The sequence below is a fragment of the Caballeronia sp. M1242 genome, from assembly GCF_017220215.1.
Classification (GTDB): domain Bacteria; phylum Pseudomonadota; class Gammaproteobacteria; order Burkholderiales; family Burkholderiaceae; genus Caballeronia.
Window position 1 is genome coordinate 1,886,050 of the sequence record NZ_CP071129.1, and the last position, 25,404, is coordinate 1,911,453.

The following is a 25,404-nucleotide window of genomic DNA, read 5'->3' on the forward strand; positions in this document are numbered from 1 at the left end:
CGTTCGGATCTTCAGAGCGCCTCTTTGCACAACGCCAGCATTTTCTTGATGACGGTGCATGAATAGTTGAGTTGCATGTCGCCCGTGAAGAGCGCCTGGACATTCGACTGGCGCACCGCAATGCCGGCGCCTTTTAGGTCTCGCCTCGCGATCTGGAGCGCGAGTTGTCCGAGACGCACACGTTCAAGCCAGTCCATTTGCCGCTGATTGCGTCGAAGCCAGATTCGGCAACTTTCAACCACGTGGTCGACCCGCCACTCGTGCGTCAGCGAATACGAGGCCGCGGCAGTTGCGACCAGGAAGCACAGCAGTTCCGCCCGCGCTTCCGACACTTCGTGGTTATCCGGTTCAGCCATACGTCGAGTCTCTCATCCTTGATTCATTGTGGTCCACAACGGACGCACCCATCGTCACCAGCAACTGCGGACACATGCGCCGGATTCAACGGGGGTCGCTCACTTCCACCTGCGGGCATGGCCCGGATCTCTGTCGGTAATTCCCGCTGGCGGTGCGCGCGGCCGCTCAGCGTAATGCGCTAGAGCATAGTCACCGCGCGAAATCGCGGCCACAAAAAGGGCGCAATGTCATGTTGCGTTTTTCGATGTAAAGTACTGTACATCCATACAGTACTTATGCAAAATGGCCGCCCTGCCCAAACACGTCGAGTCCATCCATCCCGCGCTGTGGCGCGGCTCGCAGCTCGCGCGCGCCTTCGGAAAAACCGTCGACACCGGCTACCCGGCCTTGTCGGCGGAACTGCCAGGCGGCGGCTGGCCGCTCGGCGCACTCGTGGAGTTGTTAGTCCAGCAACCCGGGATCGGCGAGATGCGCTTGATGCGCCCGGCACTCACCCGTGTGAGTCAGCGGCCTGTCGTGCTGCTGCAAGCGCCGCATGTGCCCAATGCGCTGGCGTTCTCGTATCTCGGTGTGCCGGTGGACAAGCTGATGTGGCTGCGTGCGTCGAAGACCGCCGATGCGTTGTGGTGCGCCGAGCGCGTATTGCAGGCCGGCACCTGCGGCGCGCTGCTCCTCTGGCAGCAGCACATCCGCTCGGAGGCACTGCGGCGCTTGCACCTCGTGGCTCAGGCGACCGAGACGTTGCTGGTCCTGGTGCGGCCGCTTGCGAGCGCGCAGGACGCGTCACCGGCGACGCTACGGCTCAGCGTGAGACCGGCAGAGGGCGGGATCGCGGTCGACATCATCAAACGACGCGGTCCCGCCCAGACTGAGCAACTGTCCGTCACCCTACAACCGTCGCCGATCCTGCTGAGTTCCTATGGCCGTGTTCGTCGCCATTCACTTGCCCCGGCTTTCGCTGGAGGTATTTCGACCGAGGTGGTCGCCTCCGTCTGAGCACGGATGCGTGGTGCTCGAGCGCGACAAGGTCATCGTGCTCGATGCGGTGGCCAGAGGCGCCGGTGTGCGAGTCGGGATGAAGCGTGGCGGAGTCGTGACGCTCGCGCCTGATGCGCTCATGTTCGACCGCAGCGCGGAACGCGAGCAAGACATGCAGCGCGACGTTGCGATTGCGCTGCTGCGCTTCTCGCCGCAGGTGGCCGTGTGCGAAGAAGAGACCATCGTCGTGGAAGTCACCGCGAGCCTGCGCCTCTTTGGCGGCATTCTGCGTGTATGCAAGGAAATCAGGGAAGTCGTCCGTGCGATTGGCGTGACGGCGGGTATGAGCGTCGCGCCCACGGGACGCGGCGCCTGGCTGCTCGCCAAGGCCGGCCGCCGGCGCGTGCTCAAGGTGCAGTCGCTCGAGCGTCAGCTAGGCGGCTTGCCCTTCATGGTCGTGCCGGAGCTGCGCCGCTTCGCCGACTGGTTCAACGGGCTCGGCTGCCGTGTGCTGAGCGATATCCAACGCCTGCCTCGCGCAGGTTTGAAAAAGAGGTGTGGCGTGGACCTGCTCGATTCGCTGGACCGGGCCTATGGCCTGGCTCCCGAACTTCACGAGTGGCTTGAATTGCCACCGACCTTCAGCGCGCGCGTCGAGCTGCCCGATCGCGTGGAGCATGCGGAAGCCATTCTCTTCTCGGCGCGGCGGCTCGTCGTGCAATTGTGCGGGTGGCTCGCCGCCCAGCAACTGGCGCTCACGCATGCCACCGTCACGCTGGAGCACGAGCGCGGACGCCAGGCCATCGAGCCGACGTTCATCGATCTTGCGCTGGCCGAGCCGACCTGGCATGAGGAGCATCTGCTTCGTCTTCTGAAGGAGCGGCTCGGACGCACGGAATTGCAAGCCGCAGTGATCGCCGTGCGCCTCACGGCAGCGGACGTGCAGGCGGCCGAGCCGCCCAGCGATACGCTCTTTCCGGAGCCCGGCGGATCGGCGCAGGACCATAACCGGCTGCTCGAACTATTGGCCGCCCGCCTGGGCGCCGAGAACGTCTTGCGGCCGGCGCCTGCGCCTGACCATCGGCCCGAGCACGCCAACCAGTGGGTGCCGGTTCAGAGCGGTTCGAAGAACGGCCCGAATGGCGGTCCCAAGACCGTGTCCGCGCCCGATGATCTTCCGCGACCGACCTGGCTGTTGCATGCGCCCCTGCGCTTGATGGTCAAGAACCATCGCCCGTTCTACGGCTCGCCGCTCAAGCTCGTTTCGACCGGCGAGCGGATCGAAGCCGGCTGGCATGACGGCGCACTGGTGACGCGCGACTATTTCGTCGCCGAAGCGGACGATAAAAGCTGCTACTGGATCTACCGTGAGCGGCCGAGCGTGACGAGCGAAGAAACGCGCTGGTTTCTTCACGGGCTCTTTGGATAAGCGGATGAGGAGGTAGCATTGTGGACTTTCCCTCGTCGGCCCTGCCCGACTACGCCGAGCTTTTCGCGTTCACCAACTTCTCGTTTCTGCATGGCGCCTCGCACGGTGAAGAACTCGTGCTGCGTGCGTCACAACTCGGATACGCGGGACTCGCCATCACCGACGAGTGCTCGGTCGCGGGCGTCGTGCGCGCGCATGTGCAGGCCAAGGAAGAAAAGCTGCCGCTGATCATCGGCTCGTACTTTCGTCTGGTTCATGCAAGTCATGGCGCGGAGAAGCGGCCCGCCTTCGGTCTCATACTCCTTGCACAGAACCGCGAGGGCTACGGCAACCTGTGCGAGTTGATCACGCTGGCACGCATGCGGGCGGCCAAAGGCAGCTATCTCCTGACGCCTGACGATCTCGCGCGGCCCGACCCGAAGTACGCGCATCTGAAAGGCATGCCCGACTGCCTGGCGATCTTGGTGCCGGACTTTCCCGCGAAGGAAGAAACGCTCGCCGCGCAACTCGATTGGTTGCGCCAGACGTTCCCCGCTCGTGCGTGGGTCGGGCTTACGCTGCATCAGCGCGCGATGGATGACATCCATCGCGGTGTAGTCGAAGACGTCGCGTCGCGCAGCGGCGTGCCTGTCGTGGCGACCGGCAATGTCCTGATGCACGTGCGCTCGCGAAAGCCCCTGCAGGACACGATGACCGCAATCCGCCTGGGCAAGCCTGTCGCCGAATGCGGCTACGAGCTTGCGCCCAACGCGGAGCAGCATCTGCGTTCGCGCTTGCGGCTTGCCAATCTTTATCCGCCGCACGCGCTCGCCGAGACCTTGAAGGTGCTCGGCCGCTGCACGTTTTCGCTGGACGAGTTGCGCTACGAGTATCCGAACGAGCTGGTTCCCGAGGGCTACACACATGAGGCGTATCTCCGGCAAGAGACGTACATTGGCGCGCACCGGCGTTTCCCTGCGGGCATTCCGCACAACGTGCAGCAGCAAGTCGAACACGAACTGCAGTTGATCCGGGAGATGCGTTACGAGGCGTACTTCCTCACCGTCTATGACATCGTGCGCTTTGCCCGCAGCCAGCACATTCTCTGTCAGGGGCGCGGGTCGGCGGCGAACAGCGCGGTCTGTTATTGCCTGGGCGTAACGGAGGTGGACCCTTCGCGCGGCAACATGCTGTTCGAGCGCTTCATCAGCAAGGAGCGCGGCGAGCCGCCCGATATCGACGTCGACTTCGAGCATCAGCGGCGTGAAGAGGTCATCCAATACATCTACCGCAAGTACGGACGCGACCGGGCGGCGATTGCGGCTGCCGTTTCGACCTACCGTCCGCGTGGCGCGCTTCGAGAAACAGGCAAGGCGCTCGGCATCGATCCGCAGATCGTCGACAAGGTCGCCAAGAGCCATCAGTGGTTCGATCACTCACAAGACCTGCTGCGTCGCTTCGAAGAATCCGGCCTCGATCCGGCCAATCCGCTCATCGCCATGTGGGCGAATCTCGCCGCGCAGATACTGAATTTTCCGCGACATCTATCGCAGCACTCGGGCGGCTTTGTCATCAGCCGTGGCAAGCTCACGCGCCTCGTGCCGGTCGAAAACGCGGCGATGCCGGAGCGCAGCGCCATTCAGTGGGACAAGGACGACCTCGAAGCACTGGGATTGTTGAAGATCGACGTGCTCGCGCTCGGCATGTTGTCGGCGATTCGACGCACGCTCGATATCGTCTCGGAGCAACGCGGCGAGCGCTTCGAGATGCAGGACATTCCGGCGGAGGATGCGGCCACTTACGAGATGATTTGTCGTGCGGACACGGTCGGCGTCTTCCAGATCGAGTCGCGTGCGCAGATGAGCATGCTGCCGCGCATGCAGCCAAGAGAGTTCTACGATCTCGTGATCGAGGTGGCCATCGTGCGTCCGGGGCCCATTCAAGGCGGTGCCGTCCATCCCTACCTGCGGCGACGGCAGAAGCTCGAGCCGGTCACCTATCCAAGCGAGGCGCTGGAAACTGCATTGGGGCGCACGCTCGGCGTGCCGATCTTCCAGGAGCAAGTGATGCAGGTGGCGATTCTCGCAGCCGGCTTCACGCCGGGCGAAGCCGACCAGTTGCGGCGCGCGATGGCGGCCTGGAAGCGCAAGGGCGGCCTGCAGCAGTATTACGACCGCATTGTCAACGGCATGCAGGAACGCGGTTACGACAAAGCGTTTGCGGAAGCCATCTTCGAGCAAATCAAGGGCTTCGGCGAATACGGCTTTCCGGAAAGTCATGCGGCGAGCTTCGCACTGCTCGTCTATGCGAGCAGCTGGCTCAAGTGCCACGAGCCGGCCGCCTTTCTGGCCGCGATGCTCAACTCGCAGCCGATGGGCTTTTATTCGCCGTCTCAGCTCGTGCAGGATGCGCGGCGTCACGGAGTCGAGATGGCGCCGATCGACGTCACCATCAGCGGCTGGGATTCGGTGCTCGAAAAGCGCCCCGGTCGGCAGAAGCCTGTCGTTCGGCTTGGGCTGTCGTTGCTCAAGGGCATGCGCGAAGGCGCGGCCGAGCGAATCGAAACGGCCAGAGCCGTGAAGCCGTTCGAAAGCGTGAGCGACCTCGCGCGACGCGCACAACTCGACCGCCGCGACCTGCAGGTGCTTGCCGCGGCCAACGCTTTGCAGTCGCTTGCAGGGAATCGTCGCGAAGCACTGTGGCAGTCGGCTGCCGCAGTGCCTGACCATGACATGCTCGCCGATACGCGCATCGACGACGAAACGCCGACGCTGGGCGCGCCGTCGGAGGCGCAGGACATCGTGAGCGACTACAACTCCGCGGGCCTCACGCTCGGGCGTCATCCATTGTCGCTGCTGCGGCCGGCGCTGCTCGAACAGCGGCTCGTGCCGGCATCGACTTTACGTACCTACCGGAACGGGCGTCTCGCGAGAGGCTGCGGGCTCGTGACCGTCCGGCAGCGGCCCGGCACCGCGAAGGGCGTCATGTTCGTGACGCTCGAAGACGAGACGGGCAACGTCAACGTCATTGTGTGGCCCTCCCTGCTCGAAAGGCAGCGGCGTGAAGCGTTGGGCGCGTCATTGCTCGCGGTGTACGGCACGTGGCAATGCGAAGGTGAAGTCCGACACTTGGTCGCACAGCGACTTGTCGACATGTCGCATCTTCTCGGTGGACTGACGGCGGTTAGCAAGAACTTCTGCTAGAGCGTAGCAGTATAGGCCGGCCCGGCCGGCGCTTAGCGACCCATTGCTGCCCATCAAGGCGTTGGTTTTGAAATGGCCAGTATCATGTGCCAAGCGGTCGTTAGATAAGTGGGCACATCGCTAAGCCATTCCGCAAGGTCCATTCGAAGGGCCAGTTTAAGATCGCGCCGGAAGTCTGTATTGCTACCGCAGTCCTTCAGTAGCTGTGCGCAGCGACAGCGTGGTAAGCGGATCTCCAATAGTCTGTGCGCAAACGAACGGTGTGTCGGGAAAAATGAATGTAGTAGTATCGCATCCGGTTCACGGGGACACCCATGGGAACTACGATCGATATCGCCATCTGGGGTTACCGGATCAATGCCTCGTTTGCAGTTAGCGTGGGGCACGTCATGATCACGTACGCCGATTCCGAGCAGGTAGTGCTGAGCCAGTTCCCACACCAGCCCGGCGCTTCGAGAGTGGCCCATGGCCCTAACATTTGCTTCTCATACGACCAGACGATCCGGGAAGAGGGGCGGACCGCAAGCGCGATCTACCGGCTGCCGCTAGCGATGCCTACCGCCTTTGAAGCGACTGCGAAGGGCCACCGCAAGCGACGCGTCTGGGACTGGAACCCGATGTCGCCCGCCGAGACCCACTGTGCGCGATCGAGCTATGACAGCCTGAAGGCTGCCGGCGTCGACATCGATCCGTTTAATCAGTACGTCGCAGCCGATGGTCAACGCAAGCAGATCATCCCCAATACGCTATGGGTGCTGCTCGACCGCTCGGCGCAGGCCAGCTGTACCGCGCAAACCGAACCGAATCTGCCGGACAACGAACGACTTGCGTTTGAGGCGGACGTTTCTCGCTATGTCCCGTTCAGTGAGTGGCACGGAATGGAATACCGCGGACGGATGAAGCCCTCTCGCCCGCCCTTGTGATGGGGGTGTGCCGTTGCGATAGCGAGTAAAGCAGGCTCGGTCGCGCGTCAAGATGACCGTGCGGGCTGACACATTGCAGCCATTTTTCGGAGCCTCACGATGCCCTGCCACCTTCGACTCCGGTCAGATTTTGAATTGCCTCCTCAGCGCTATCCGAAAGCGACTATCCCCCACATTCAGATGCGCGAAATTCTAGGCGATTCCGGACAACGCTTCTTATTGACCACCTTTCGACCACCGGAAGGCGGCCCGCCCATTCGCGAGTTTGTCGTGGAGCCGTTCACTTGGGGATGGGTGGCGATCATGATCTCCGAGGGCATTCTTCAAGGCATCGGCACGCAGGTGTGGAATACGGTGTTTGGCGACCATACGCGGGACTTTACAGCCTTTCAGTTGCAGCTGCTCGAACGCATCGCGGGCATCGTGAATGCAGCCGTCACGCAGGATGCAAAGCGGCAGATTGAGGCCGATCTGATGTCGCTACAGAGCCAATTTAGGATGTATCTTAACGACAAGGACGAGGCAGAACTCAAGCCGCTGCGACGGATGGCCGACAACATCGTTTTCCGTGCATACACGGTGCGATTGCCGACGGTCGCCAGCTTCGCGATAGTCGGCGGCTTGGAACTTGCCATCCTGCAGGAGATCCACACCAAATCGAAGGCTGAAGGCGACAGGAAGAACGTCGCGGAGATTGCCGCTGGGCTGTGGAGGATGCACGGCGATTTTCTCGTCACGCTCGATCAGTACAACCGAAGCCGGTTCTCCGACGCGGACCGACTGCCTGCAATGCACGGTGAGCCATGGGGATACTCGCTCGATGGCCGGTATGTACCGGAGCAGTACAACAGCGCCGGCGAAGCGCAGCAAGCCATGACGGCCCATCGTGATCGCGAGTTTGACCGCCTGCGTGACGAGATCCTTTCACCCCTGTTCCCGGTGGCCGAGAAGTGGCACGATATTGCAATCAAGTACGGCTGGTCTGATGCCGCCGCATCACCCCATGCCTAGCTCGGCTGCGCATCTAATGCCTTGCAATTGATTAGTCCGTTATGTGAGGCGAAGCCGCCGCCCGAACGTCCTATGGCCCCTTGACACGACCGGCGGCTTTTGGCCGGTTGCGGCACTTGGCGGTTCGCAATAAAGCGGGCACAGCCACCGCCATCACAAAACGATGTCAGCATTCAGAGCGCAGCAGCGATTCACCAGAACGCCGTTACAGTTGAGGCTGCGCAATCCCGAAGCGTGCGCTAACCCGGCCTCAGGAGGCGTCATGAACCCTTCAAATCTAAGCGAAGAAGAACTCGCCAATCGTTGGGCCATCTCTGTTCTTTCGCTTCGGAGCTTGCGATCTCGCGGGACCACGCCGCGCTGCCATCGTGCAAAGGGGATCGTGAGATATAGCGCGAAGGACGTGCGCCAATTCGAGGACGAGGAGTTCTTGAAGTCGGAGTCGCAGTTGCGCACTACTCGTTCTTATGGCAGTCGCCAGCCGCAGCGCGAATGGTCTGCTACCCGCGACCGCATCTTCAAACGTGACGCGTACACGTGTCTCTACTGCGGCACAACTGAAGGACCGCTGGAAGTTGACCACATCATAGCAAGGTCACTGGGTGGATCACATGAAGACAGCAACCTCGCCACCTCCTGTCGGACATGTAACCGCGCGAAAGCGGCCATGTCGATAAAGGAATGGTACGCACGCGGAGGGAGACTGAAGACGATTGCACTTCAATTCTGCAGCGCTTATTCCTGAGGCTGCGTTGTGAGCAGAGGTCGCCGCTCCCCGTGAGCGGCGGCTTCAAAATTCGGACTGTAGCGCGCGCTGGGGGTGGGCGCGGACTGCCGGCCGCGTGTTCGTGTCCGCCTCTTGTCGGCCAGGAACTGCCGGTCGGCTCGGTGGCCTGTGAGACATTCGAGCGCCCCGATGACTCTGAAAGCAGCCGCCCATGCGCGGAACAGTGCTTATCCCATGTGCCAATGTGGCAGAATGATTCCCTCGATTCGACCCGTATTCTCAATGACAAATCAAACGACGTTGGTCGCGGACGCTCTTGCGGATTTTTTCCGAAAATCGGAATTCCCCATCCTCTTCACCGGTGCTGGGGTATCAATGTTGGCGGGGTTACCAGATTGGAAGGGCCTACTCAACCGCATGGCGGAGACTATTCGTCCGAACGATCCGATGACCGCGACACAGATAGTGCATTACGTTGCGAAAGGTAGTTTGACGAAAGCCGCAGACTTTTTTTGGGTCACCGACGAAACGCTGGAAAGCGATAAGCATTCGATCATCAAGGCAATACTCGGTACATACGACGCCAAGCCGCTAAAACACCTCGCGTCCCTGCCCTTCAAGGGTGTCTTAACAACGAACTTCGACCGGTCGATACTCGATGCAATTGCCGTTGCCCGTCAACAAGTACCGCGAGACTATCGACTAGGGGATGCCAGTTTCGCACAGGCAACCTGGGAAACCGAGTTATATGTAGCGCGAATTCACGGTTGTGTAGAATTTCCGCAGGGCATGATCCTGTCTGAGAATCAGTTCCACACATTAATGGGAAATGACGCGTACATCGATCTTCTGACGCAAATTTTTCTACACAGGGAAGTGCTATTTCTTGGATTTTCCTTTTACGATCCAGCGATTCGTTACGTTCTTGAACAAATAGAAAAGAAGTTCGGCGTTGCTCCGCCGGGGCGGCATATGGCGATCCTGCCGGAGTCAAACGCTTCCGAACTGATTCAAAAGGCGAATCGTCTCAATATTACGGTCATAAAATACCAAGAGAGCAACAAACATGAAGCACTCTGGGCGGGAATTTCTGAGTTCGCAAATGCAAATAAACGTGGACATCAAAAAACATCCCTCTCGACAGACCATCCATATTCTGTAACCAAGCAATACCTTGCTGCATGCTATGCGCGGGTTAGCGTTGCATCCGAAAATACACCCCTTCGAGAAATCGTAATCGAGGGGATTCTGTCAGCGTCGCTTCAACGCGCCCATCCTAAATCGCTCGGTCTGATTGACCTTCGCGAGACCGTCAGAAACGCGCTGGGTGTAAAAGGTAGAGATGTAGATCAGATCGTTGATTCCGCAATCAAAGAGCTTATCGACGCAAAGCTGGTTCGCAGACACCGTGTAGAAGGTGCAAGAGGTAACCGTTTCGCGTGGATGGGCGATCCAGATGGCGCCTCAACGCTGAATGAATCCATACAATGCTTAAAAACAAGTCTGATGGATCGCGCTCATGTGCAGGAGGGGTGGCGCCCCCCGCAGCACGTCGGCGATGCGCTAACTATGTTCCTCAAGGAAATCGTCCATCGTCGCGGGTGGGACTTAGGTGCGGCTTTCGCGGCCGGGAAGGCACCTGACAATCTGGCTTTTCGCCCAGTTCTTGCCGAGTGCGCACATAAGCTGTCGGCCTTCGATCGTGAGCGAGTGGAACGCACAATCGATAGCTTGTTTCAACACCCAACTGAACGAGAGGCTGAACTCCTGGGGGAACTGGGCCGTATAAGCTTCGCCGTTGAACTTGCTTTTCGGGCGCCACATACAACGTTATTGCATCGCGCGACACTTCCTCAAAAAATCTATTTCGATACGAATCTGCTCTTGCCAACCTTCATTGAGGGGCATCCTCATCACCAAACTTATGTTGATTTACTGAAGCGGATTAAGGATGCTGCCGCCAAAGCCGGGAACAAGCTTCAAATAACTGCGTATAGTGGTTACCTGAACGAGATGATAAGCCACAAGAACGCCGCAATTGTGTACGCAAAAGAGGCCGGTGACAATTTTGAAGCTTTGGCTCGTAGTGATGCCTTATATCACGGCCCGGGTAATATCAATGTGTTCGTTGGCGCATATGTGAACGCAGTGGAAAATGGCCACTCGCGTGGATTCGACGCGTTCGTAAAGCGTGTTGCTCCATACACAACTGAGAGGGAACTAAGGCGCTGGATCGAGAAGAACGGTTTTGTGGTTGTTGAGTCGGTCAAGAACGGGGTCTACAGCAAGCTTTACCCGACGCTCGAGCAGCGTAATGCGACACGCCTGTCGAATGGCAAGCAGCCCATTCTCGTGGAGCACGATGCTTTGCAGCTGGCACTCATAGATGCCGATCACAAAAAGGGAACGCGAGCACTGTTTGCCACTGCCGACCGACAGCTGTATGAAGACGTGGCGTCTTCGAACTTTAATCATCTCACCGAGTTTATGGTCAGCCATATTGGGATTGTTCAGTTTGTCGATCTTTTGGTGGGTCTGAGAAGCGATGATCGCACACTCGGCGAGCTGTTGTGGAGTAACAAAGTTTCCGAAAAATCGCAAAGAATTCGCTCGTACCTCACGGTTGAGGCATTGAGTAAGTATGACGCCGCGATGGCAATGACGCTGCATTCAGTTGTTGAAGCCCAGTCTGAAAACATCGCAAAGCAGCTGGAGCGACAAGGCGCCGATCTGGAGTCTCATGACCCAGCGACGCGTGTTAAAGCGTTCAAGTCGCTAGGTACGCTAGAGGCCAACTTTTTCTCGGACCTGAGCGAACAGATGTCAAAAAAGAAACGTTGAGACATCCTCTCGAACGCATTTGCTTTACATATGCAAAACTCGAACACGATTGTGCGGAAACCTTTTTGTGCAATTTGGTGCCGGCTTCGGCTACTCGTGTTCGGCCGCCAATTTTGTCAACCCGACGACCGTTCCACCCTGGAAGCTGTCGTCAGATCTGCGAGTTGCTGAACGACAGCATCGGGTCGAGCTTGTGTGAAAACACGTAGATCGCCTAAACTGGATTAACTCATTCAGATAGGCGACCGGATGAAGCGATTCATAGAAGGTGAAGATCGCAAGCAGGTGACGCTGCTTCCAGAATGCCTCGATGACTTTGTTGCTGAGGACAATCCGGTAAGGGTTATCGAGGCATTTGTTGAAGAGCTTGACCTTGCATCATTGGGCTTCGATGGCGCAATGCCGTCGGTTACAGGTCGCCCGTCCTATCATCCAGCAGTGACCCCGCCGCCCTACTTTTTGACTCTTAATGTGCAAGAGCTTGATCGACGCAGCACAGGTCGTTAGCTTGCTCTTGAACGGCTTTTCGGGCCACCCGCCGTAGCGCAACAGAGCGACGCGGTTCTCGAAGCGTCGATCTACTGTTGACACAATCGGGTTACATAGTGGTTACAAAGAATAACAAGCCGACTCGCAGCGACGTTTCACAAGCCTAAGTCTCTGATTCTACTGGCCCGCCCTACACGACTCGAACGTGTGACCTACGGCTTAGAAGGCCGTTGCTCTATCCAACTGAGCTAAGGGCGGGTGACGGCTGCGCGCGCAAGTCGCGCAGCCGGGAGAGCCGGGATTTTACCTCATCCGACATGCCGCGCGGTCACGCGCATCAAACCGGCTGGGGGTGCATCATGAACCAGCCGAGGAAGAAGACGCCCGCGATCACGCAATACACGCCGAACGACGCGAGCTTGCCGTGGCCTTCGAAATAGCGCATCAGGAAGCGAACGCTCAGGTAAGCGGCGATGCCGGTCAGCACGCCGCCGAGCACGGCGTCGAACAGCTGGCCCGGCGCGTGAAAGAGCTTCGGCAATTCGAGCACGCCCGCCGCGAAAATGATCGGCGTGCCGAGCAAGAACGAGAATTCCGCCGCCGCCTCGGCCGTCAGACCGGCGCCGACGCCCGCGATCATCGTCAGGCCGCTACGCGAGAAGCCGGGAATCAGCGCGCCGATCTGCGCCAGGCCGACCAGAAACGCCTGCTTGAACGTGAGCTTTTCCGGCGCGCGCGCGGCGCGGCTTCTCTGCAGGCGATCACCGAGCCACAGCAACACGCCGTTCACGATCAGCGCCGCAGCGACGATCCGCAGATCATGAAAAATCGCCTCGAGGCGCTTTTCGAGCAACAGACCGACGATGCCCGTCGGAATCGTGCCGATGATGAGCGCCCACATCATGTGCGCGTCGTCGTTGCGGCGTCCGCCGAGGGAGGCGAACCAGCCGCCGATCAGCGCAATCCAGCGCTTGCGGAAATACCAGAGCAACGCGAGCGCCGTGCCGAGATGCAGCGCGACGAGAAACGGCAGCAATTGCGGCGCGTGCTTGTCGATATGCATGCCGAGCAAACCTGGAACCAGCAATGTATGGCCGAGGCTGCTCACCGGAAAGAGTTCGGTTACGCCCTGAAGCACGCTGAGAAATACGAGAAACCAGAGAGTCACGCGTCGGTCCTTGTCGTGGAGAAATGAAGGACGCGCCGCGAAATCGCTCGCCGCGCCGTGTGGCGCGAAGCAGAGATAAATGGGGAAAAAATGGTGCGGCGCGCAAGCCGGGACCGATTATGCCTAGGGGAAAACCCAGCGCCAAGCGGCTTGCGCACACAAATGGACACCGACAGGAGAACGTCGGCGAATCAGAATATAACGGAAAGCAGAGTCCAATAAAACCGAAAGAAACGCGTGACCGTTTATTAAGGTTTCATCCTTTGAGTTTATAGAGAAAGACCGCCGTGCTCGCGCCGAAGAGGCTAAACATCGCGACGCCCATTGCCATCGCCAGATCCATGTCGACTCCTGTCCGTCTGGTTCCTCACATTAGGTACATATAACAACACATGGTGATTGCGCTGTGCAGTCGCGGTTTCCCGCAAAGGGTTTATGCGTAGAACAATCCAAGGCAGAATCGACAAATCCTTGAACCAGTCGGCCATTGAACGGAGTGCGTTGCCATCATGTCATCCGAGAAAGACGTCATCGAAATCGAGCGCGACGGCGCGGTCATCCAGCTCGCGCCGCAAGCGGGCGGCCGGCTCATGACCTGGCGCGTCGGCGGCCAGCCGGTCATCCACTGGCCGGATTCGCTCGATGAAACCGCCTGGTCGAATGCCGCGAAGATTCGCGGCGGCAATCCGTTGCTGTTCCCGTTTCTCGGGCGGCATTTCGTCGATGGCGAAATCGGCAAATGGCGCGATCCGGACGGCGCCGTGCATGCGCTGCCGACGCACGGCTTCGCGCGCGATCTCCCCTTCTCTTCCACGCGCGATGCCGACGGCCACGGCGTGCGCATGACGCTCGTGGACAGCGACGCGACGCGCGAGGGCTACCCGTTCGCATTCCGTTTCGAGGCGGCCTACCGTCTCATCGACGGCGTGACGCTGGAGGTCGAACTCACGACATCGAATCCGGGCGAAGTCGCGTTGCCTTACTACGCGGGGCATCACTTCTACTTTCATCTGCCGCACGATCAGCGCGCCCAAAGCAGCGTCGAGCTGCCGCGCACGGAGCGGCGGCGTCAGTTGCCGGACGGCTCCATCACCGATGCCGAAACGGGCGCGCCGCGCTATTCGCTGGCGGATGCGAGTATCGTCGACTGCTTTCACTGCCTGACGGGGCCTTCCGATGAACCCGTGCGGCTCGTCTTGCCGAACCGCACCGTGAGCTTCGAGCTGCAACAGCCCGATTCGGTGCCGTGGTACGCCGTCACGACGTGGACCGAGTCGGATACGTCGGACTTCTATTGCGTCGAGCCGTGGATCGGCCTGCCCGACGCCATCCACAACGGCTACGGCCTGCGCTGGCTCGCGCCGGGCAAGACCGAGACGGCGTCGCTTCGGCTCGTGATCTCGTCAGCGCCCTAAAGCCCGCGCCCGCCGACTCGCACGCGCCTTTCTGTGCGCGCAAATCCGGGACGGTAAAATCCTGCCTTCCTATCCGCCGCCGCCCGACGCGCGGCGGCGCTCTACGAGGTCAGGTTTTGCAGAAAAGAATTGGACAGGTCGTCCGCGCAGCGGTCGTCGCATCCTTGGTCGCGGTGCTCGCCGCGTGCGGATCAGCCCCGGTCGCGCCGGGATACTATCGCGTGCAGCGCGGCGACACGCTCTCGAAGATCGCGCGGGAGAACCGCACGTCGACCAGGAACATCGCGCGCTGGAACGCGCTCACGAATCCGGACGCCATCGAAGTCGGCCAGGTGCTGCGCGTCGAGCCGCCTGCGGGCAGCGCGAGCGCGTCCGGCGCGACGTCGGCAGGCGCAGGCACCGGCGCAAAGAGCGAAGCAAAGGCCGATGCACCCGCGAAACCAGGTCCGGGCGTCTCACTGGTATGGCCGGCGCAAGGCACCGTGATCCGCGGCTTCGACGGCAAGAATTCGAAAGGCATCGACATCGCGAACTCGGCGGGCACGCCGGTCGTGGCGGCGGCGACAGGCAGTGTCGTCTATGCGGGCAACGGCCTGCGCGGCTACGGCAACATGCTGATCGTCAAGCATAACGACGACTATCTGACCGCCTACGCCCACAATCGCGCGTTGCTGGTGAAGGAAGGTCAGACGGTGCAGCAGGGACAACAGATCGCCGAAATGGGCGACACCGACAGCGATCGCACGATGCTGCACTTCGAGGTGCGCTACATGGGCCGCTCGACGGACCCGTCGCGCTATTTGCCGCCGCGCTAAAGAGGCGCGCGGCCGTTACGAGGAAGACAATGAGATTCGCAAACACGATGACCGCGGCCGCGCTATTCGCGGCGGCGGCCTTGAGCGGCGCGCTGGCCGGCTGCGCGCACACCGCCACGATGACCTACCTGCCCTCGGGTGACACGGGCTTCGCGATCAACTGCAGCGGCAGCGACGCGAGCACGAGCTGGGCAGCGTGCTACAAGCAAGCGGGCGAAGTGTGCGGCGCGTACGGCTACGACGTGATTTCGAAAGACGCCGACAACGGCGCCACTTCGGGCGGATCGGTGGCGGGCATCTTCGGCGCGAACATCAAGAATCGTTCGATGGTGATCCGCTGCAAGCAGTAGCGCCTGCTGACTCAGGCGTCCGAAGGCGCGTCTCTTCGCGTACTCCTTCGCGTGCGCCAGCGGCCCGATGCCGGATCGATGCGGGCGGCGAACCCGAAAAGCGAAGCAAGCGCGAGAGGCGCGACCGCAGCGAAAACCCACAACAGATTCATGGCGAAACCCAGTTGCGACGAGTTGCCCCATGATAACCGTGCTGCAAAAAATTCGCTTCGATCTGCGTTAGAGTCTCTTACTCAGTCGTTATGACCGATTCGCAGTCGGATTACTGCGGCTGCGTCGGCGCGATCAACATCGACGGCGGACGCGTGTCGGTCGGCACGCCGTGATAGTCGGGCGGATCTTGCGGAGGATGCTTCTGGCTGGAGGAATCGGCGCACGCGGACAACGCGAGCGCGAAGACGGCGGAGCATGCGAACGACAAGGCGATACGCGGCATGAGGTTTCCTGGAAAAGACGAAGGGGTTACAAGCCGAGACTTGTAACCCCTTCGTTGTATCGTGGTCGGAGCGAAAGGATTCGAACCTTCGACCCTCTGATCCCAAATCAGATGCGCTACCAGGCTGCGCTACGCTCCGACGAGCCGCGTATTGTAGCGTCGATGCCTCATATCCGCAAATGCGACTGCGCGGCGACGCTACGAGCGGGCACGCAACGTTCTAAGCCAATCGCAAACGCCATTCATTCTGGAGACGATCGATGAACCTCATTATCTGGCGTCACGCCGAAGCGGAAGACCAGGCGTCGAGCGACCTCGCGCGTCAGCTCACCTCGCGCGGACGCAAGCAGGCGCAAGGCATGGCGAAGTGGCTGCGAGCGCGCATCGACGACGACGCCCTCTTCCTCGCGAGTCCCGCCACGCGCACGATCCAGACCGCCGAAGCGTTCGGCGACCGCTATCGCGTGGTGGACGATCTCGCGCCCGGCAAGACCGCGCAGCACGTGCTCGACGCCGCCGGCTGGCCCGATGTCGTCGGACAAACCGTCGTGGTGATCGGGCATCAGCCGACGCTCGGGCGCGTGGCCGCGTTGCTGCTGACCGGACACGAAGCGGACTGGTCCATCAAGAAAAGCGGCGTGTGGTGGTTCCAAGGCCGCTCGCGCGGCGGCGACGGGCAAGTCGTGGTGCGCACGGTGATGTGTCCGGACCTGCTTTAGAGGTCGAAAGCGCATGTCGCGGGGGCGTGTGTCGTTTCATCGAAACGTCACTGCCAAGCCATGCGAGCGTCACCCGGCATCCTTACATTGGCGGAAAGTTAGTCACCTTTCCGCCGAGGAATGCCAATGCACGATCTGCCGACGCCTTTCCTGCCCTTCGGAGCGTCATCGCTCTCGCTCGATTCGCGCCGCCACCTTCCGCGCACGGCCGAAACCGTCACGGGCCAGCACCGCTTGCAGGTCGCATGGGCGCGCTCCGACGACGCGCTGCGCGAAGCACAACGTCTGCGCTACCGCGTGTTCGCCGAGGAAATGGGCGCGCGTCTTTCGGGCCCCGCCGGGCTGGACGTCGACGCGTTCGACGCCTATTGCGATCACCTGCTCGTGCGCGATCTCGACACGCTGAAGGTCGTCGGCACGTATCGCGTGTTGCCGCCGCATCAGGCCGCGCGCATCGGCCGTCTCTATGCGGAAAGCGAATTCGACATGTCGCGTCTCACGCATCTGCGGCCGAAGCTCGTCGAAGTGGGCCGCTCGTGCGTGCATCCGGACTATCGCAACGGCGCGGTCATCATGTCGCTGTGGGGCGGGCTCGCCACGTACATGATGCAGAACGGCTACGAGACGATGCTCGGCTGCGCGAGCGTCGGCATGAACGACGGCGGTCATTACGCCGCGAATCTGTACGCGTCGCTGCCCGCCGACGCGCTCACCGCGCACGAGTACCGCGCCTTCGCGCATACGCCGCTGCCAGTCGAGGAGCTGCGCACGGGCGTCGCGGTGAGTCCGCCGCCGCTCGTCAAAGGCTATCTGCGCCTCGGCGCGAAGATTTGCGGCGCGCCCGCGTGGGACCCGGATTTCAACACGGCGGATTTTCTGACGCTATTCCGCCTCTCCGACATCAACGCGCGTTACGCGCGGCACTTCATCGGCGACGCGGGACGTTGAGCGTCGGGAGGATGCTCAATCCGTGTAAATCACGCGATACGGCCGCCCGATCTTTTCCCATTCCATCGCTTCCTGCGCGAGGCTGTAGTCGGTCAGCGGATTGTTCGTCACCCACTCGCTCGGCAGACGCACTTCGAAGCCGCCGCCCGCGGCTTTGACTTCGATGCCGGGCAGGCCGACATCCGTGCGGCGGCGCGACAGAAGCGCGGCGAGTCGCAGGCAGAACAGCAGCGTCCAGTCGACGCCGCGCGCCTGCGCGAGCTTGCCGAGCTTGCCCGCGTGACCGAGCACGAGCGCCGCGAGCCGCGCCTGATCCGTGCGCGAAAAGCCGGGCATGTCGGCATTGCTCGCGATATACGCCGAATGCTTGTGATACGCGCTGTGCGCGATGGACAAGCCGATCTCGTGCAGCGACGCCGCCCACGCGAGGAACATGCGGTTCTCCGCGCTGCGCTCGCCGTCCGGCTCGCCGAGCTGATCGTAGAAGCTGATCGCGAGATTGCCGATGCGCTCGGCCTGCGCGGCATCGACGCCGTAACGGCGCTTGAAGCCTTCGACCGTCACGGTGCGCATGTCCTGATGTTGCGAGCGGCCGAGCAGGTCGTACAGTACGCCGAGGCGCAACGCAGCGTCGGTCGTATCGACGTATTCGATCCCCAGTTCCTCGAACACGCCGAGCATGATGGAAAGCCCGCCCGCCAGCACCGGTATGCGGTCCGGCTTCAGCGCGACGAGCTTCAGCCGGTTCACGTTCTCCGCCTTGATGAGCGCGCGCTTCAGCCGTTCCAGCCCGCCGCGCGAAATGCCGTGCGTGTACTCGGGATCGTTGAAGCCGTTCGCCTCGACCAGTTCGGCGAGCGCCCGCGCCGTGCCCGACGAGCCGATCGCCTGATCCCAGCCGGTCTGCTTGTATTCGCGCGAGATGATCTGGATCTCGCGCTTGGCGGCGAGTTCGGCCTGACGCATCGTGTATTCGTCGACGTTGCCGGCCGGGAAGAACTGGCGGCTGTGGCTCACGCAGCCGATATAGAGGCTTTCCATGTGGATCGGCGTGTAATGCGCGCCGATGATGAACTCCGTCGATCCGCCGCCGATATCCACGACGAGCCGCTTGCCCGCGCTCGCCGGCACCGAATGCGCCGCGCCCGCGTAGATGAGGCGCGCTTCCTCGCGGCCCGCGATCACTTCGATCGGAAAACCGAGCGCGATTTCGGCTTCGATCAGAAAGTCGTGCGCGTTTTTTGCGACGCGCAGGGTGTTGGTGGCGACCGCGCGCACCTGATCCGGGTGAAAGTCGCGCAGACGCTCGCCGAAGCGCTTCAGCGCATCCCAGCCGCGCAACTGCGACGCGCGATCGAGCATCTTGTCCTTCGAGAGACCGGCCGCGAGACGAACCGGCTCGCGCAACGCATCGACCTGATAGATCTGGCTGCCCGCGGGCGTTTCCTCGACCCGGCCGACGATCAGCCGGAAACTGTTCGATCCGAGGTCGACGGCGGCGAGAAGATGAGGATGTGTGACCATCGGATATCCGGAAATCGTGAAGTGAGAAAGCGCAACCGCGTGTCAGCGACACGCTGCCGAGAGACACGGATTTTATTTCATGCAGGCGCGACGATCCGAAACCGCAACAGAAGCGCGAACGCGCGCGCCCGCTAGCGACGCTATCCGCAATGTGAGTAGAATTTGTGAAAATCGTTCTGTCACAATAAAGACATCCTAGTGTGAGATCATCCGAACGCTTTTCTGCCCTTCCGATCGAGACACCTTACGCCCAGCCGATGTCCATACGTTATCCGCTCTTCAACCGTGAACTAGGCATCTTAGGTTTCAACGAGCGGGTACTGGCGCAAGCCGCCGACACATCGGTGCCGCTGCTCGAACGTCTGCGCTTTATCTGCATTACGAGCAGCAATCTCGACGAATTTTTCGAAGTCCGCATGGCCGGGCTTCAGGAGCAGATGCGCGACAACCCCGGCACGCTCTCGCCGGACGGAATGTCGCTGCAACACGTCTACGATCTCGTCTCCGAACGCGCGCAACGCCTCGTGCATCAACAATACGCGATGCTGCACGAGACCGTACTGCCCGCGCTCGAAATGGAAGGAATTTATTTTCATGGCGCGGAAACCTGGACCGAACAGCAGACCGCGTGGGCGCGCGAATACTTCCAGAACGAACTGCTGCCGGTGCTGACGCCGATCGGGCTCGATCCCGCGCATCCTTTTCCGCGCGTGCTGAACAAGAGCCTGAACTTCGTCGTCGAACTGGAAGGCACCGACGCGTTCGGCCGTCAGGCGATGATGGGCATCGTGCAGGCGCCGCGCGCGTTGCCGCGCCTCGTGCGCATGCCGGAGGCGCTTTCGGGTTATCCGCATGGTTTCGTGCTGCTGAGTTCTTTCATGCAGCACTTCGTGAGCGAACTGTTTCCGCACCTGACGGTGCGCAATTGCAATCAGTTTCGCATTACGCGCAATAGCGAGCTTTTCGTCGACGAAGACGAGATCACGAATCTGCGCGTCGCGTTGCAGGGCGAACTGCCCGCGCGGCATCTCGGCAATGCGGTGCGGCTCGAAGTATCTGCGGAAACGCCGCCGCATCTCATTCGCCGCCTGCTCGACGAAAGCCAGCTCAATCCGCGCGACTGCTATCGCGTGAACGGGCCGGTCAATCTCGTGCGACTCATGCAGTTGCCCGAAATGGTCGACCGGCCGGACCTCAAGTTCGTGCCGCATATTCCGTCGGTGCCGAAGTCGATTGCGAATACGACCAATCTCTTCGATGCCATCGATCAGGGCGATATCCTGCTGCATCATCCGTACGAGAGCTTTCAGCCCGTGCTGGAACTGCTGCTGCAAGCGGCCAAAGATCCGCAAGTGGTGGCGATCAAGCAGACCATCTACCGCACCGGCACGGATTCGCCGCTGATGGACGCGCTCATGCAGGCGGCGCGCAACGGAAAGGAAGTGACCGTCGTGGTCGAACTGCTCGCGCGCTTCGACGAAGAAACGAACATCAACTGGGCGTCGCAACTCGAAGCGGTGGGCGCGCATGTCGTGTATGGCGTCGTCGGCCACAAGTGCCACGCGAAGATGATGCTGATCGTGCGGCGCGTGTCGCAAGGCGGCAAGACCGTGCTCAAGCGTTACGCGCATCTGGGCACCGGCAACTATCATCCGCGCACGGCGCGCCTTTATACCGACTTCGGCCTGATGACCGCGGATCAGCAAATGTGCGAAGACGTGCATCACGTCTTCCAGCAGTTGACGGGCATCGGCGGCGAGCTTGCGCTGCATCAGCTATGGCAGTCGCCGTTCACGCTGCACGCCAAGCTGATCGAAGCGATTCGCGCCGAAGCCGAACATGCGCGCGCGGGCCGACGGGCGCGCATCGTCGCGAAGATGAACGCGCTGCTCGAACCAACCGTGATCGCGGCGCTCTACGAGGCATCGCATGCGGGCGTGAAAATCGACCTGATCGTGCGTGGCGTGTGTTCGCTGAAGCCGGGCGTCGAAGATCTGTCGGAGAACATCACGGTGCGCTCGATCGTCGGGCGTTTCCTCGAACATCACCGCATCTTCTATTTCTATGCGAACGGCAAGGAAGACGTGTATCTGTCGAGCGCCGACTGGATGGATCGCAACTTCTTTCGCCGCGTGGAAGTGGCGTTCCCGATCCGCGACCGGCGTCTCAAGCGCCGCGTGATTGCCGAAGGCTTGTCCGTGTGTCTCGGCGACAACCAGTCGGCGTGGGTCATGCAAAGCGACGGGCACTATCGCAAGCGCCGTTCGGGCAAGGCGCTGCGCAACGCACAGTTGGGACTGCTCGCGAAGTTCTGTTCGTGATTGGCGAGCGGCGCGGCGGCGCGCGGCGCGCCGTGCAGATTCAAGCAGCCACGGATTTGCGCAACGCCGTGCGCGACGCGGGAAAGCGCACCGTGAACGTGCTGCCCCGCCCTACTTCGCTTTTCACGTCGAGATCGGCATGATGCCGTTGCAGCACATGCTTGACGATGGCAAGCCCGAGCCCGGTGCCGCCCGTATCGCGCGAACGGCTCCGGTCCACGCGATAGAAACGCTCCGTCAAGCGCGGAATATGCTCCGCCGGAATGCCGAGGCCGCTGTCGCGCACGGTGAAGACCGCGCGATCGTCCACGCGTTCCCATGACACGTCGATGCTGCCGCCATCCGGCGTGTAGCGAACCGCGTTCGTCACCAGATTGCCGAGCGCGCTCACCAGTTCCGTCTCCGCGCCGGCCACGGTCAGCGCGTCATCGTTATGAAAATGGATGCGATGACGCCCACCCGAAAGACTGTTGGCGTCGTCTTCCAGATGACGCAGCACCGCGCGCATGTCGAGCAGTTCGTCGCCGGGCGGACGCACATCGCCTTCGAGATTCGCCAGCACGAGCAGATCGCGCACGATGTTCTGCATGCGCATGGCCTGCTGATTCATCATGTCGAGATAGCGCGCGCGGTCGGCTTCGTCGAGCGGCAACTCGCGCATCGTTTCGAGAAAGCCCGAGAGCACGGTGAGGGGCGTCTTCAGTTCATGCGAGACGTTCGCGACGAAATCGCGGCGCATCGAATCGGTGCGCTCGAGTTCGGTAATGTCTTGCGTGAGAATCAGCTTGCGATTCTCGCCGTACGGGAACACCTGCACCGAGACAGTCCGCTGCCGGTTCGCGCCCATGCCCCGCATGATGAGCATCTCTTCGTAGCGGTGCGAATTCAGATAGCGGATGAAATCCGGATGACGCACGAGATGTGTGATGTGCTGACGCAGATCGCGCTTCGCGTCCAGCCCGAAGTGCTTCTCCGCAATGGCGTTGCACCATTCGATCTGGTCGTGATCGTCCAGCATCGCCACGCCGTTGGGCGATGCCTGAATCGCCTGAATGAAGCGCGAATGCTGCTGCTCGACCTGACGCACCTGCGCATGCCAGCGTTTGGCGAGCTTGTGCAGGCGGTAATAGATCTCGCCCCAGATGCCGAGCGCGCTCGGCACCTGGCCGTACACCGGCGCGTCCAGGAGACGCCATAGCCGCTGCGTGTGATACGTGCTCACGAAGCTCTGCACGACGAGCATGATGACGGCGACAGCGAGCGCCGCGCGCACGCCCGCGAATGCGCCGATCGCGGCGCACAGCACCGCGAGGAGCGCGAGGGACACGATAGAACGCGTCCAGATGATGTTCATGTTGTCGGGAGATCGATGAAGGCGAAGATGGGCGCGGGCTCACGCGCCCTTCGCGAGCCGGTAGCCGCTGCCGCGTACCGTTTCGATCATAGCATCGCAGCCCGCAGGCTTGAGCGCGGCGCGCAGACGCTTGATGTGCACATCGACCGTGCGCTCCTCGACGAACACATGATCTCCCCAGACCTGATCGAGCAGCTGCGTGCGGCTGTGCACGCGCTCCGGATGCGTCATGAAGAAATGCAGCAGACGGAACTCCGTCGGCCCGAGATCGAGCTTGATGTCGTTGCCCGAATGATTGGCGGCAACACGATGCGTCGCCGGATCGAGACGCAGGCCGTTGATCGCGACGACGTCTTCCGTCAGCTGCGGCGCGCGCCGGCGCAGCACGGCCTTGATGCGCGCCATCAGTTCTTTCGGCGAAAACGGCTTGGTCACGTAATCGTCGGCGCCGATTTCGAGTCCGAGCACCTTGTCCTGCTCGTCGCCGCGCGCGGTGAGCATGATGATCGGAATGTGCTTCGTGCGCTCGTTGTTGCGCAGCTCGCGCGCGAACGCGATGCCGGACTTCGCGGGCAGCATCCAGTCGAGCAGCACGAGGTCGGGCAGCACGTCGCTGATCAGGTTTTGCGCCTGCTCCGCGTTATACGCGCGAATCGGGCAATGTCCCGCATGTTGCAGATTCACCGAGATCAGTTCGGAGATCGCGGGTTCGTCTTCGACGACGAGGATACTGCTGGGCATCGGCACCTCTTGACCTTTTTGCTTGAGTGAATCGTTGGATTAACTGAGCGCCTCGCGTTCGAGCTGGTCGCGCGAGATGTGGCGCACGTCCGTGCCCTTCACGATGTAGATGATGAACTCCGCGATGTTCTTCGCGTGATCGCCAATGCGCTCCACGGCTTTCGCGATGAACAGATAATCGAGCCCCGCCGAAATGGTGCGCGGGTCTTCCATCATGTACGTCACGAGCTTGCGCACGAAGGCGCGGAATTCGTCGTCGATGGCCTTGTCGTCGCGCACGATCTGCGCGGCGGCGACCGTATCGAGACGCGCGAACGCATCGAGCGCGCGGCGCAGAATCGACACGGCCATCTCGCCCGAGAGCTTGATTTCCGCGATGTTCACCGTGCGGCCCGCGCCGTCTTCGTTGATGCGCTTTACGCGTTTCGCGATCTTCTCGGCTTCGTCGCCGGCGCGTTCGAGATTCGTGATGGTCTTCGAGATCGCCATGAGCAGGCGCAAGTCGCGCGCGGCCGGCTGACGGCGCGCGATGATGTTGCTGCACTCCTCGTCGATCTCGACTTCCATCGTGTTCAGGCGCGCTTCCGCCGCGATGACCTGATCGGCGATCTGCACGTCGAACTCGTTCAGCGCCTGCATCGCCGCGGTGATCTGCGACTCGACGAGACCGCCCATTTCCAGCACTTTCGAGGACACCGCGTTCAGATCGGCGTCGAACTGGCTCGACAGATGTTTATCGGACATGTTCTGCTCCTGTAGTCCTTTGTTCGTTCGCTGACCGGCCGATCAGCCAAAGCGGCCCGTGATGTAGTCTTCCGTTTCCTTGCGGGCCGGCTTGATGAAGATCTTTTCCGTGTCGCCGAATTCGATCAATTCACCGAGGTACATATAAGCAGTGTAGTCCGAGCAGCGCGCGGCCTGCTGCATGTTGTGCGTGACGATCACCACCGTGTAGTCGCTCTTCAACTCCGCGATCAGTTCTTCGATGCGGCCCGTCGAAATCGGATCGAGCGCGGAGCACGGTTCGTCGAGCAGCAGCACTTCCGGCCGGATGGCGATGCCGCGCGCGATGCACAGACGCTGCTGCTGGCCGCCCGACAGACCGTAGCCGCTTTGCGTGAGCTTGTCCTTCACTTCGGTCCAGAGCGCGGCCTTCGTCAGCGCCCATTCCACGCGGTCGTCCATCTCCGAGCGCGACAGTTGCTCGAACATCTTCACGCCGAACGCGATGTTGTCGTAGATCGACATCGGGAACGGTGTCGGCTTCTGGAACACCATGCCGACGCGCGCGCGCAAGAGCGAGATGTCCTTCGTCGTGTCGAGCAGATTGGCGCCGTCCATCAGGATTTCGCCTTCCGCGCGTTGCTCCGGATACAGCGCGAACATCTTGTTGAACGTGCGCAGCAACGTGGACTTGCCGCATCCCGACGGACCGATGAACGCGGTCACTTTCTTCTCGGGAATGCGCAAGTTGATGTTCTTGAGCGCGTGATACTTGTTGTAGAAGAAGTTGAGGTTGTTCACCTCGATCTTCGGCTTGATGGAATCCGCCGGCTGCGAGCCGTGCGTCGGACGTACGCTGCCCGGCGCGGGACCGCGCTCGACCGGCTTGGCTTCAGTCTTCGAATTCAGGTGGCTGACACCACTTTCGACCATGTTCATGGAATCACTCCACC

The 25,404-nt window shown here is 61.2% G+C and carries 21 protein-coding genes, 2 tRNA genes and 1 pseudogene; 14 read left to right on the plus strand and 10 right to left on the minus strand.

Going from position 1 to position 25,404, the window contains the following annotated elements:
• Window positions 1-11: 11 nt before the first annotated feature.
• Complete coding sequence (locus tag JYK05_RS08760) at window positions 12-356, minus strand: hypothetical protein (RefSeq protein WP_206466679.1); 345 nt, start codon at window positions 354-356, stop codon at window positions 12-14.
• 283 nt (window positions 357-639) lie between these two features.
• Here JYK05_RS08760 and imuA point away from each other — a divergent pair, with 283 nt between their 5' ends.
• The 8 genes and pseudogenes from imuA to JYK05_RS08800 all read left to right on the plus strand — a co-directional run.
• A complete protein-coding gene (gene imuA, locus JYK05_RS08765; RefSeq protein WP_206466680.1) occupies window positions 640-1,353 on the plus strand; it encodes a translesion DNA synthesis-associated protein ImuA in 714 nt (237 codons plus the stop codon).
• The gene (locus tag JYK05_RS08770; protein WP_206466681.1) at window positions 1,277-2,764 is read left to right on the plus strand and encodes a DNA polymerase Y family protein; all 1,488 of its coding nucleotides are present in this window, start codon (window positions 1,277-1,279) and stop codon (window positions 2,762-2,764) included. The genes imuA and JYK05_RS08770 overlap by 77 nt, the downstream gene beginning before the upstream one ends.
• A gap of 20 nt (window positions 2,765-2,784) precedes the next feature.
• Window positions 2,785-5,946 (plus strand): error-prone DNA polymerase, encoded by a 3,162-nt coding sequence (locus tag JYK05_RS08775; protein ID WP_206466682.1) that lies wholly within the window; start codon window positions 2,785-2,787, stop codon window positions 5,944-5,946.
• 314 nt (window positions 5,947-6,260) lie between these two features.
• Window positions 6,261-6,869, plus strand: coding sequence for a hypothetical protein (locus JYK05_RS08780; protein ID WP_206466683.1), 609 nt, complete (start codon window positions 6,261-6,263; stop codon window positions 6,867-6,869).
• A 99-nt stretch (window positions 6,870-6,968) separates the two neighbouring features.
• Complete coding sequence (locus tag JYK05_RS08785; protein ID WP_206466684.1) at window positions 6,969-7,880, plus strand: hypothetical protein; 912 nt, start codon at window positions 6,969-6,971, stop codon at window positions 7,878-7,880.
• A gap of 262 nt (window positions 7,881-8,142) precedes the next feature.
• The gene (locus JYK05_RS26635; RefSeq protein WP_206466685.1) at window positions 8,143-8,625 is read left to right on the plus strand and encodes an HNH endonuclease; all 483 of its coding nucleotides are present in this window, start codon (window positions 8,143-8,145) and stop codon (window positions 8,623-8,625) included.
• A gap of 171 nt (window positions 8,626-8,796) precedes the next feature.
• Window positions 8,797-11,448: an SIR2 family protein gene (locus JYK05_RS08795; protein ID WP_206466686.1), complete on the plus strand. Its 2,652-nt coding sequence runs from the start codon at window positions 8,797-8,799 to the stop codon at window positions 11,446-11,448.
• A 249-nt stretch (window positions 11,449-11,697) separates the two neighbouring features.
• Window positions 11,698-11,889: pseudogene (locus JYK05_RS08800) on the plus strand (IS5/IS1182 family transposase); the annotation flags it as partial.
• A gap of 229 nt (window positions 11,890-12,118) precedes the next feature.
• Here the strand turns inward: JYK05_RS08800 and JYK05_RS08805 are convergent.
• Window positions 12,119-12,195: transfer RNA gene (locus JYK05_RS08805), tRNA-Arg, on the minus strand.
• A gap of 79 nt (window positions 12,196-12,274) precedes the next feature.
• Window positions 12,275-13,105, minus strand: coding sequence for an undecaprenyl-diphosphate phosphatase (locus JYK05_RS08810; RefSeq protein WP_206466687.1), 831 nt, complete (start codon window positions 13,103-13,105; stop codon window positions 12,275-12,277).
• A 509-nt stretch (window positions 13,106-13,614) separates the two neighbouring features.
• Here JYK05_RS08810 and JYK05_RS08815 point away from each other — a divergent pair.
• The 3 genes from JYK05_RS08815 to JYK05_RS08825 all read left to right on the plus strand — a co-directional run bounded on the left by JYK05_RS08815 (window position 13,615) and on the right by JYK05_RS08825 (window position 15,685).
• Window positions 13,615-14,520, plus strand: a complete 906-nt coding sequence (locus JYK05_RS08815) for an aldose epimerase (RefSeq protein WP_206466688.1) — start codon at window positions 13,615-13,617, stop codon at window positions 14,518-14,520.
• A gap of 128 nt (window positions 14,521-14,648) precedes the next feature.
• Complete coding sequence (locus JYK05_RS08820) at window positions 14,649-15,335, plus strand: peptidoglycan DD-metalloendopeptidase family protein (protein WP_175945236.1); 687 nt, start codon at window positions 14,649-14,651, stop codon at window positions 15,333-15,335.
• Between the two features lie 29 nt (window positions 15,336-15,364).
• A complete protein-coding gene (locus tag JYK05_RS08825; RefSeq protein WP_371747339.1) occupies window positions 15,365-15,685 on the plus strand; it encodes a hypothetical protein in 321 nt (106 codons plus the stop codon).
• A gap of 262 nt (window positions 15,686-15,947) precedes the next feature.
• On the opposite strand, the gene JYK05_RS08830 is transcribed toward JYK05_RS08825, so the two are convergent.
• Both JYK05_RS08830 and JYK05_RS08835 read right to left on the minus strand, forming a co-directional pair.
• Window positions 15,948-16,121, minus strand: coding sequence for a hypothetical protein (locus JYK05_RS08830; RefSeq protein ID WP_175944367.1), 174 nt, complete (start codon window positions 16,119-16,121; stop codon window positions 15,948-15,950).
• Window positions 16,122-16,183: 62 nt separating this feature from the next.
• A tRNA-Pro gene (locus JYK05_RS08835) sits at window positions 16,184-16,260 on the minus strand.
• A 121-nt stretch (window positions 16,261-16,381) separates the two neighbouring features.
• On the opposite strand from JYK05_RS08835, the gene JYK05_RS08840 reads away from it, so the two are divergent.
• Both JYK05_RS08840 and JYK05_RS08845 read left to right on the plus strand, forming a co-directional pair.
• Window positions 16,382-16,840, plus strand: coding sequence for a histidine phosphatase family protein (locus JYK05_RS08840; RefSeq protein ID WP_206466689.1), 459 nt, complete (start codon window positions 16,382-16,384; stop codon window positions 16,838-16,840).
• A 126-nt stretch (window positions 16,841-16,966) separates the two neighbouring features.
• The gene (locus JYK05_RS08845) at window positions 16,967-17,788 is read left to right on the plus strand and encodes a GNAT family N-acetyltransferase (protein WP_175944372.1); all 822 of its coding nucleotides are present in this window, start codon (window positions 16,967-16,969) and stop codon (window positions 17,786-17,788) included.
• Window positions 17,789-17,803: 15 nt separating this feature from the next.
• Here JYK05_RS08845 and ppx read toward each other — a convergent pair whose 3' ends face one another.
• Window positions 17,804-19,312, minus strand: coding sequence for an exopolyphosphatase (gene ppx / locus JYK05_RS08850; protein ID WP_206466690.1), 1,509 nt, complete (start codon window positions 19,310-19,312; stop codon window positions 17,804-17,806).
• A gap of 257 nt (window positions 19,313-19,569) precedes the next feature.
• Here ppx and ppk1 point away from each other — a divergent pair, with 257 nt between their 5' ends.
• Window positions 19,570-21,633 carry a polyphosphate kinase 1 gene (ppk1, locus tag JYK05_RS08855; protein WP_175944377.1) on the plus strand — a complete coding sequence of 688 codons (2,064 nt, stop codon included), beginning with the start codon at window positions 19,570-19,572 and terminating at the stop codon, window positions 21,631-21,633.
• A gap of 40 nt (window positions 21,634-21,673) precedes the next feature.
• Here ppk1 and phoR read toward each other — a convergent pair whose 3' ends face one another.
• From phoR to pstB, 4 genes are read right to left on the minus strand one after another with little or no spacing between them, the layout of a single operon-like run.
• The gene (gene phoR / locus JYK05_RS08860; RefSeq protein WP_206466691.1) at window positions 21,674-22,987 is read right to left on the minus strand and encodes a phosphate regulon sensor histidine kinase PhoR; all 1,314 of its coding nucleotides are present in this window, start codon (window positions 22,985-22,987) and stop codon (window positions 21,674-21,676) included.
• A gap of 39 nt (window positions 22,988-23,026) precedes the next feature.
• Window positions 23,027-23,728, minus strand: a complete 702-nt coding sequence (gene phoB / locus JYK05_RS08865) for a phosphate regulon transcriptional regulator PhoB (protein WP_159836615.1) — start codon at window positions 23,726-23,728, stop codon at window positions 23,027-23,029.
• A gap of 39 nt (window positions 23,729-23,767) precedes the next feature.
• Window positions 23,768-24,472, minus strand: a complete 705-nt coding sequence (phoU, locus tag JYK05_RS08870; RefSeq protein ID WP_206466692.1) for a phosphate signaling complex protein PhoU — start codon at window positions 24,470-24,472, stop codon at window positions 23,768-23,770.
• A 42-nt stretch (window positions 24,473-24,514) separates the two neighbouring features.
• Complete coding sequence (gene pstB, locus JYK05_RS08875; RefSeq protein ID WP_206466693.1) at window positions 24,515-25,390, minus strand: phosphate ABC transporter ATP-binding protein PstB; 876 nt, start codon at window positions 25,388-25,390, stop codon at window positions 24,515-24,517.
• Window positions 25,391-25,404: the final 14 nt, after the last annotated feature.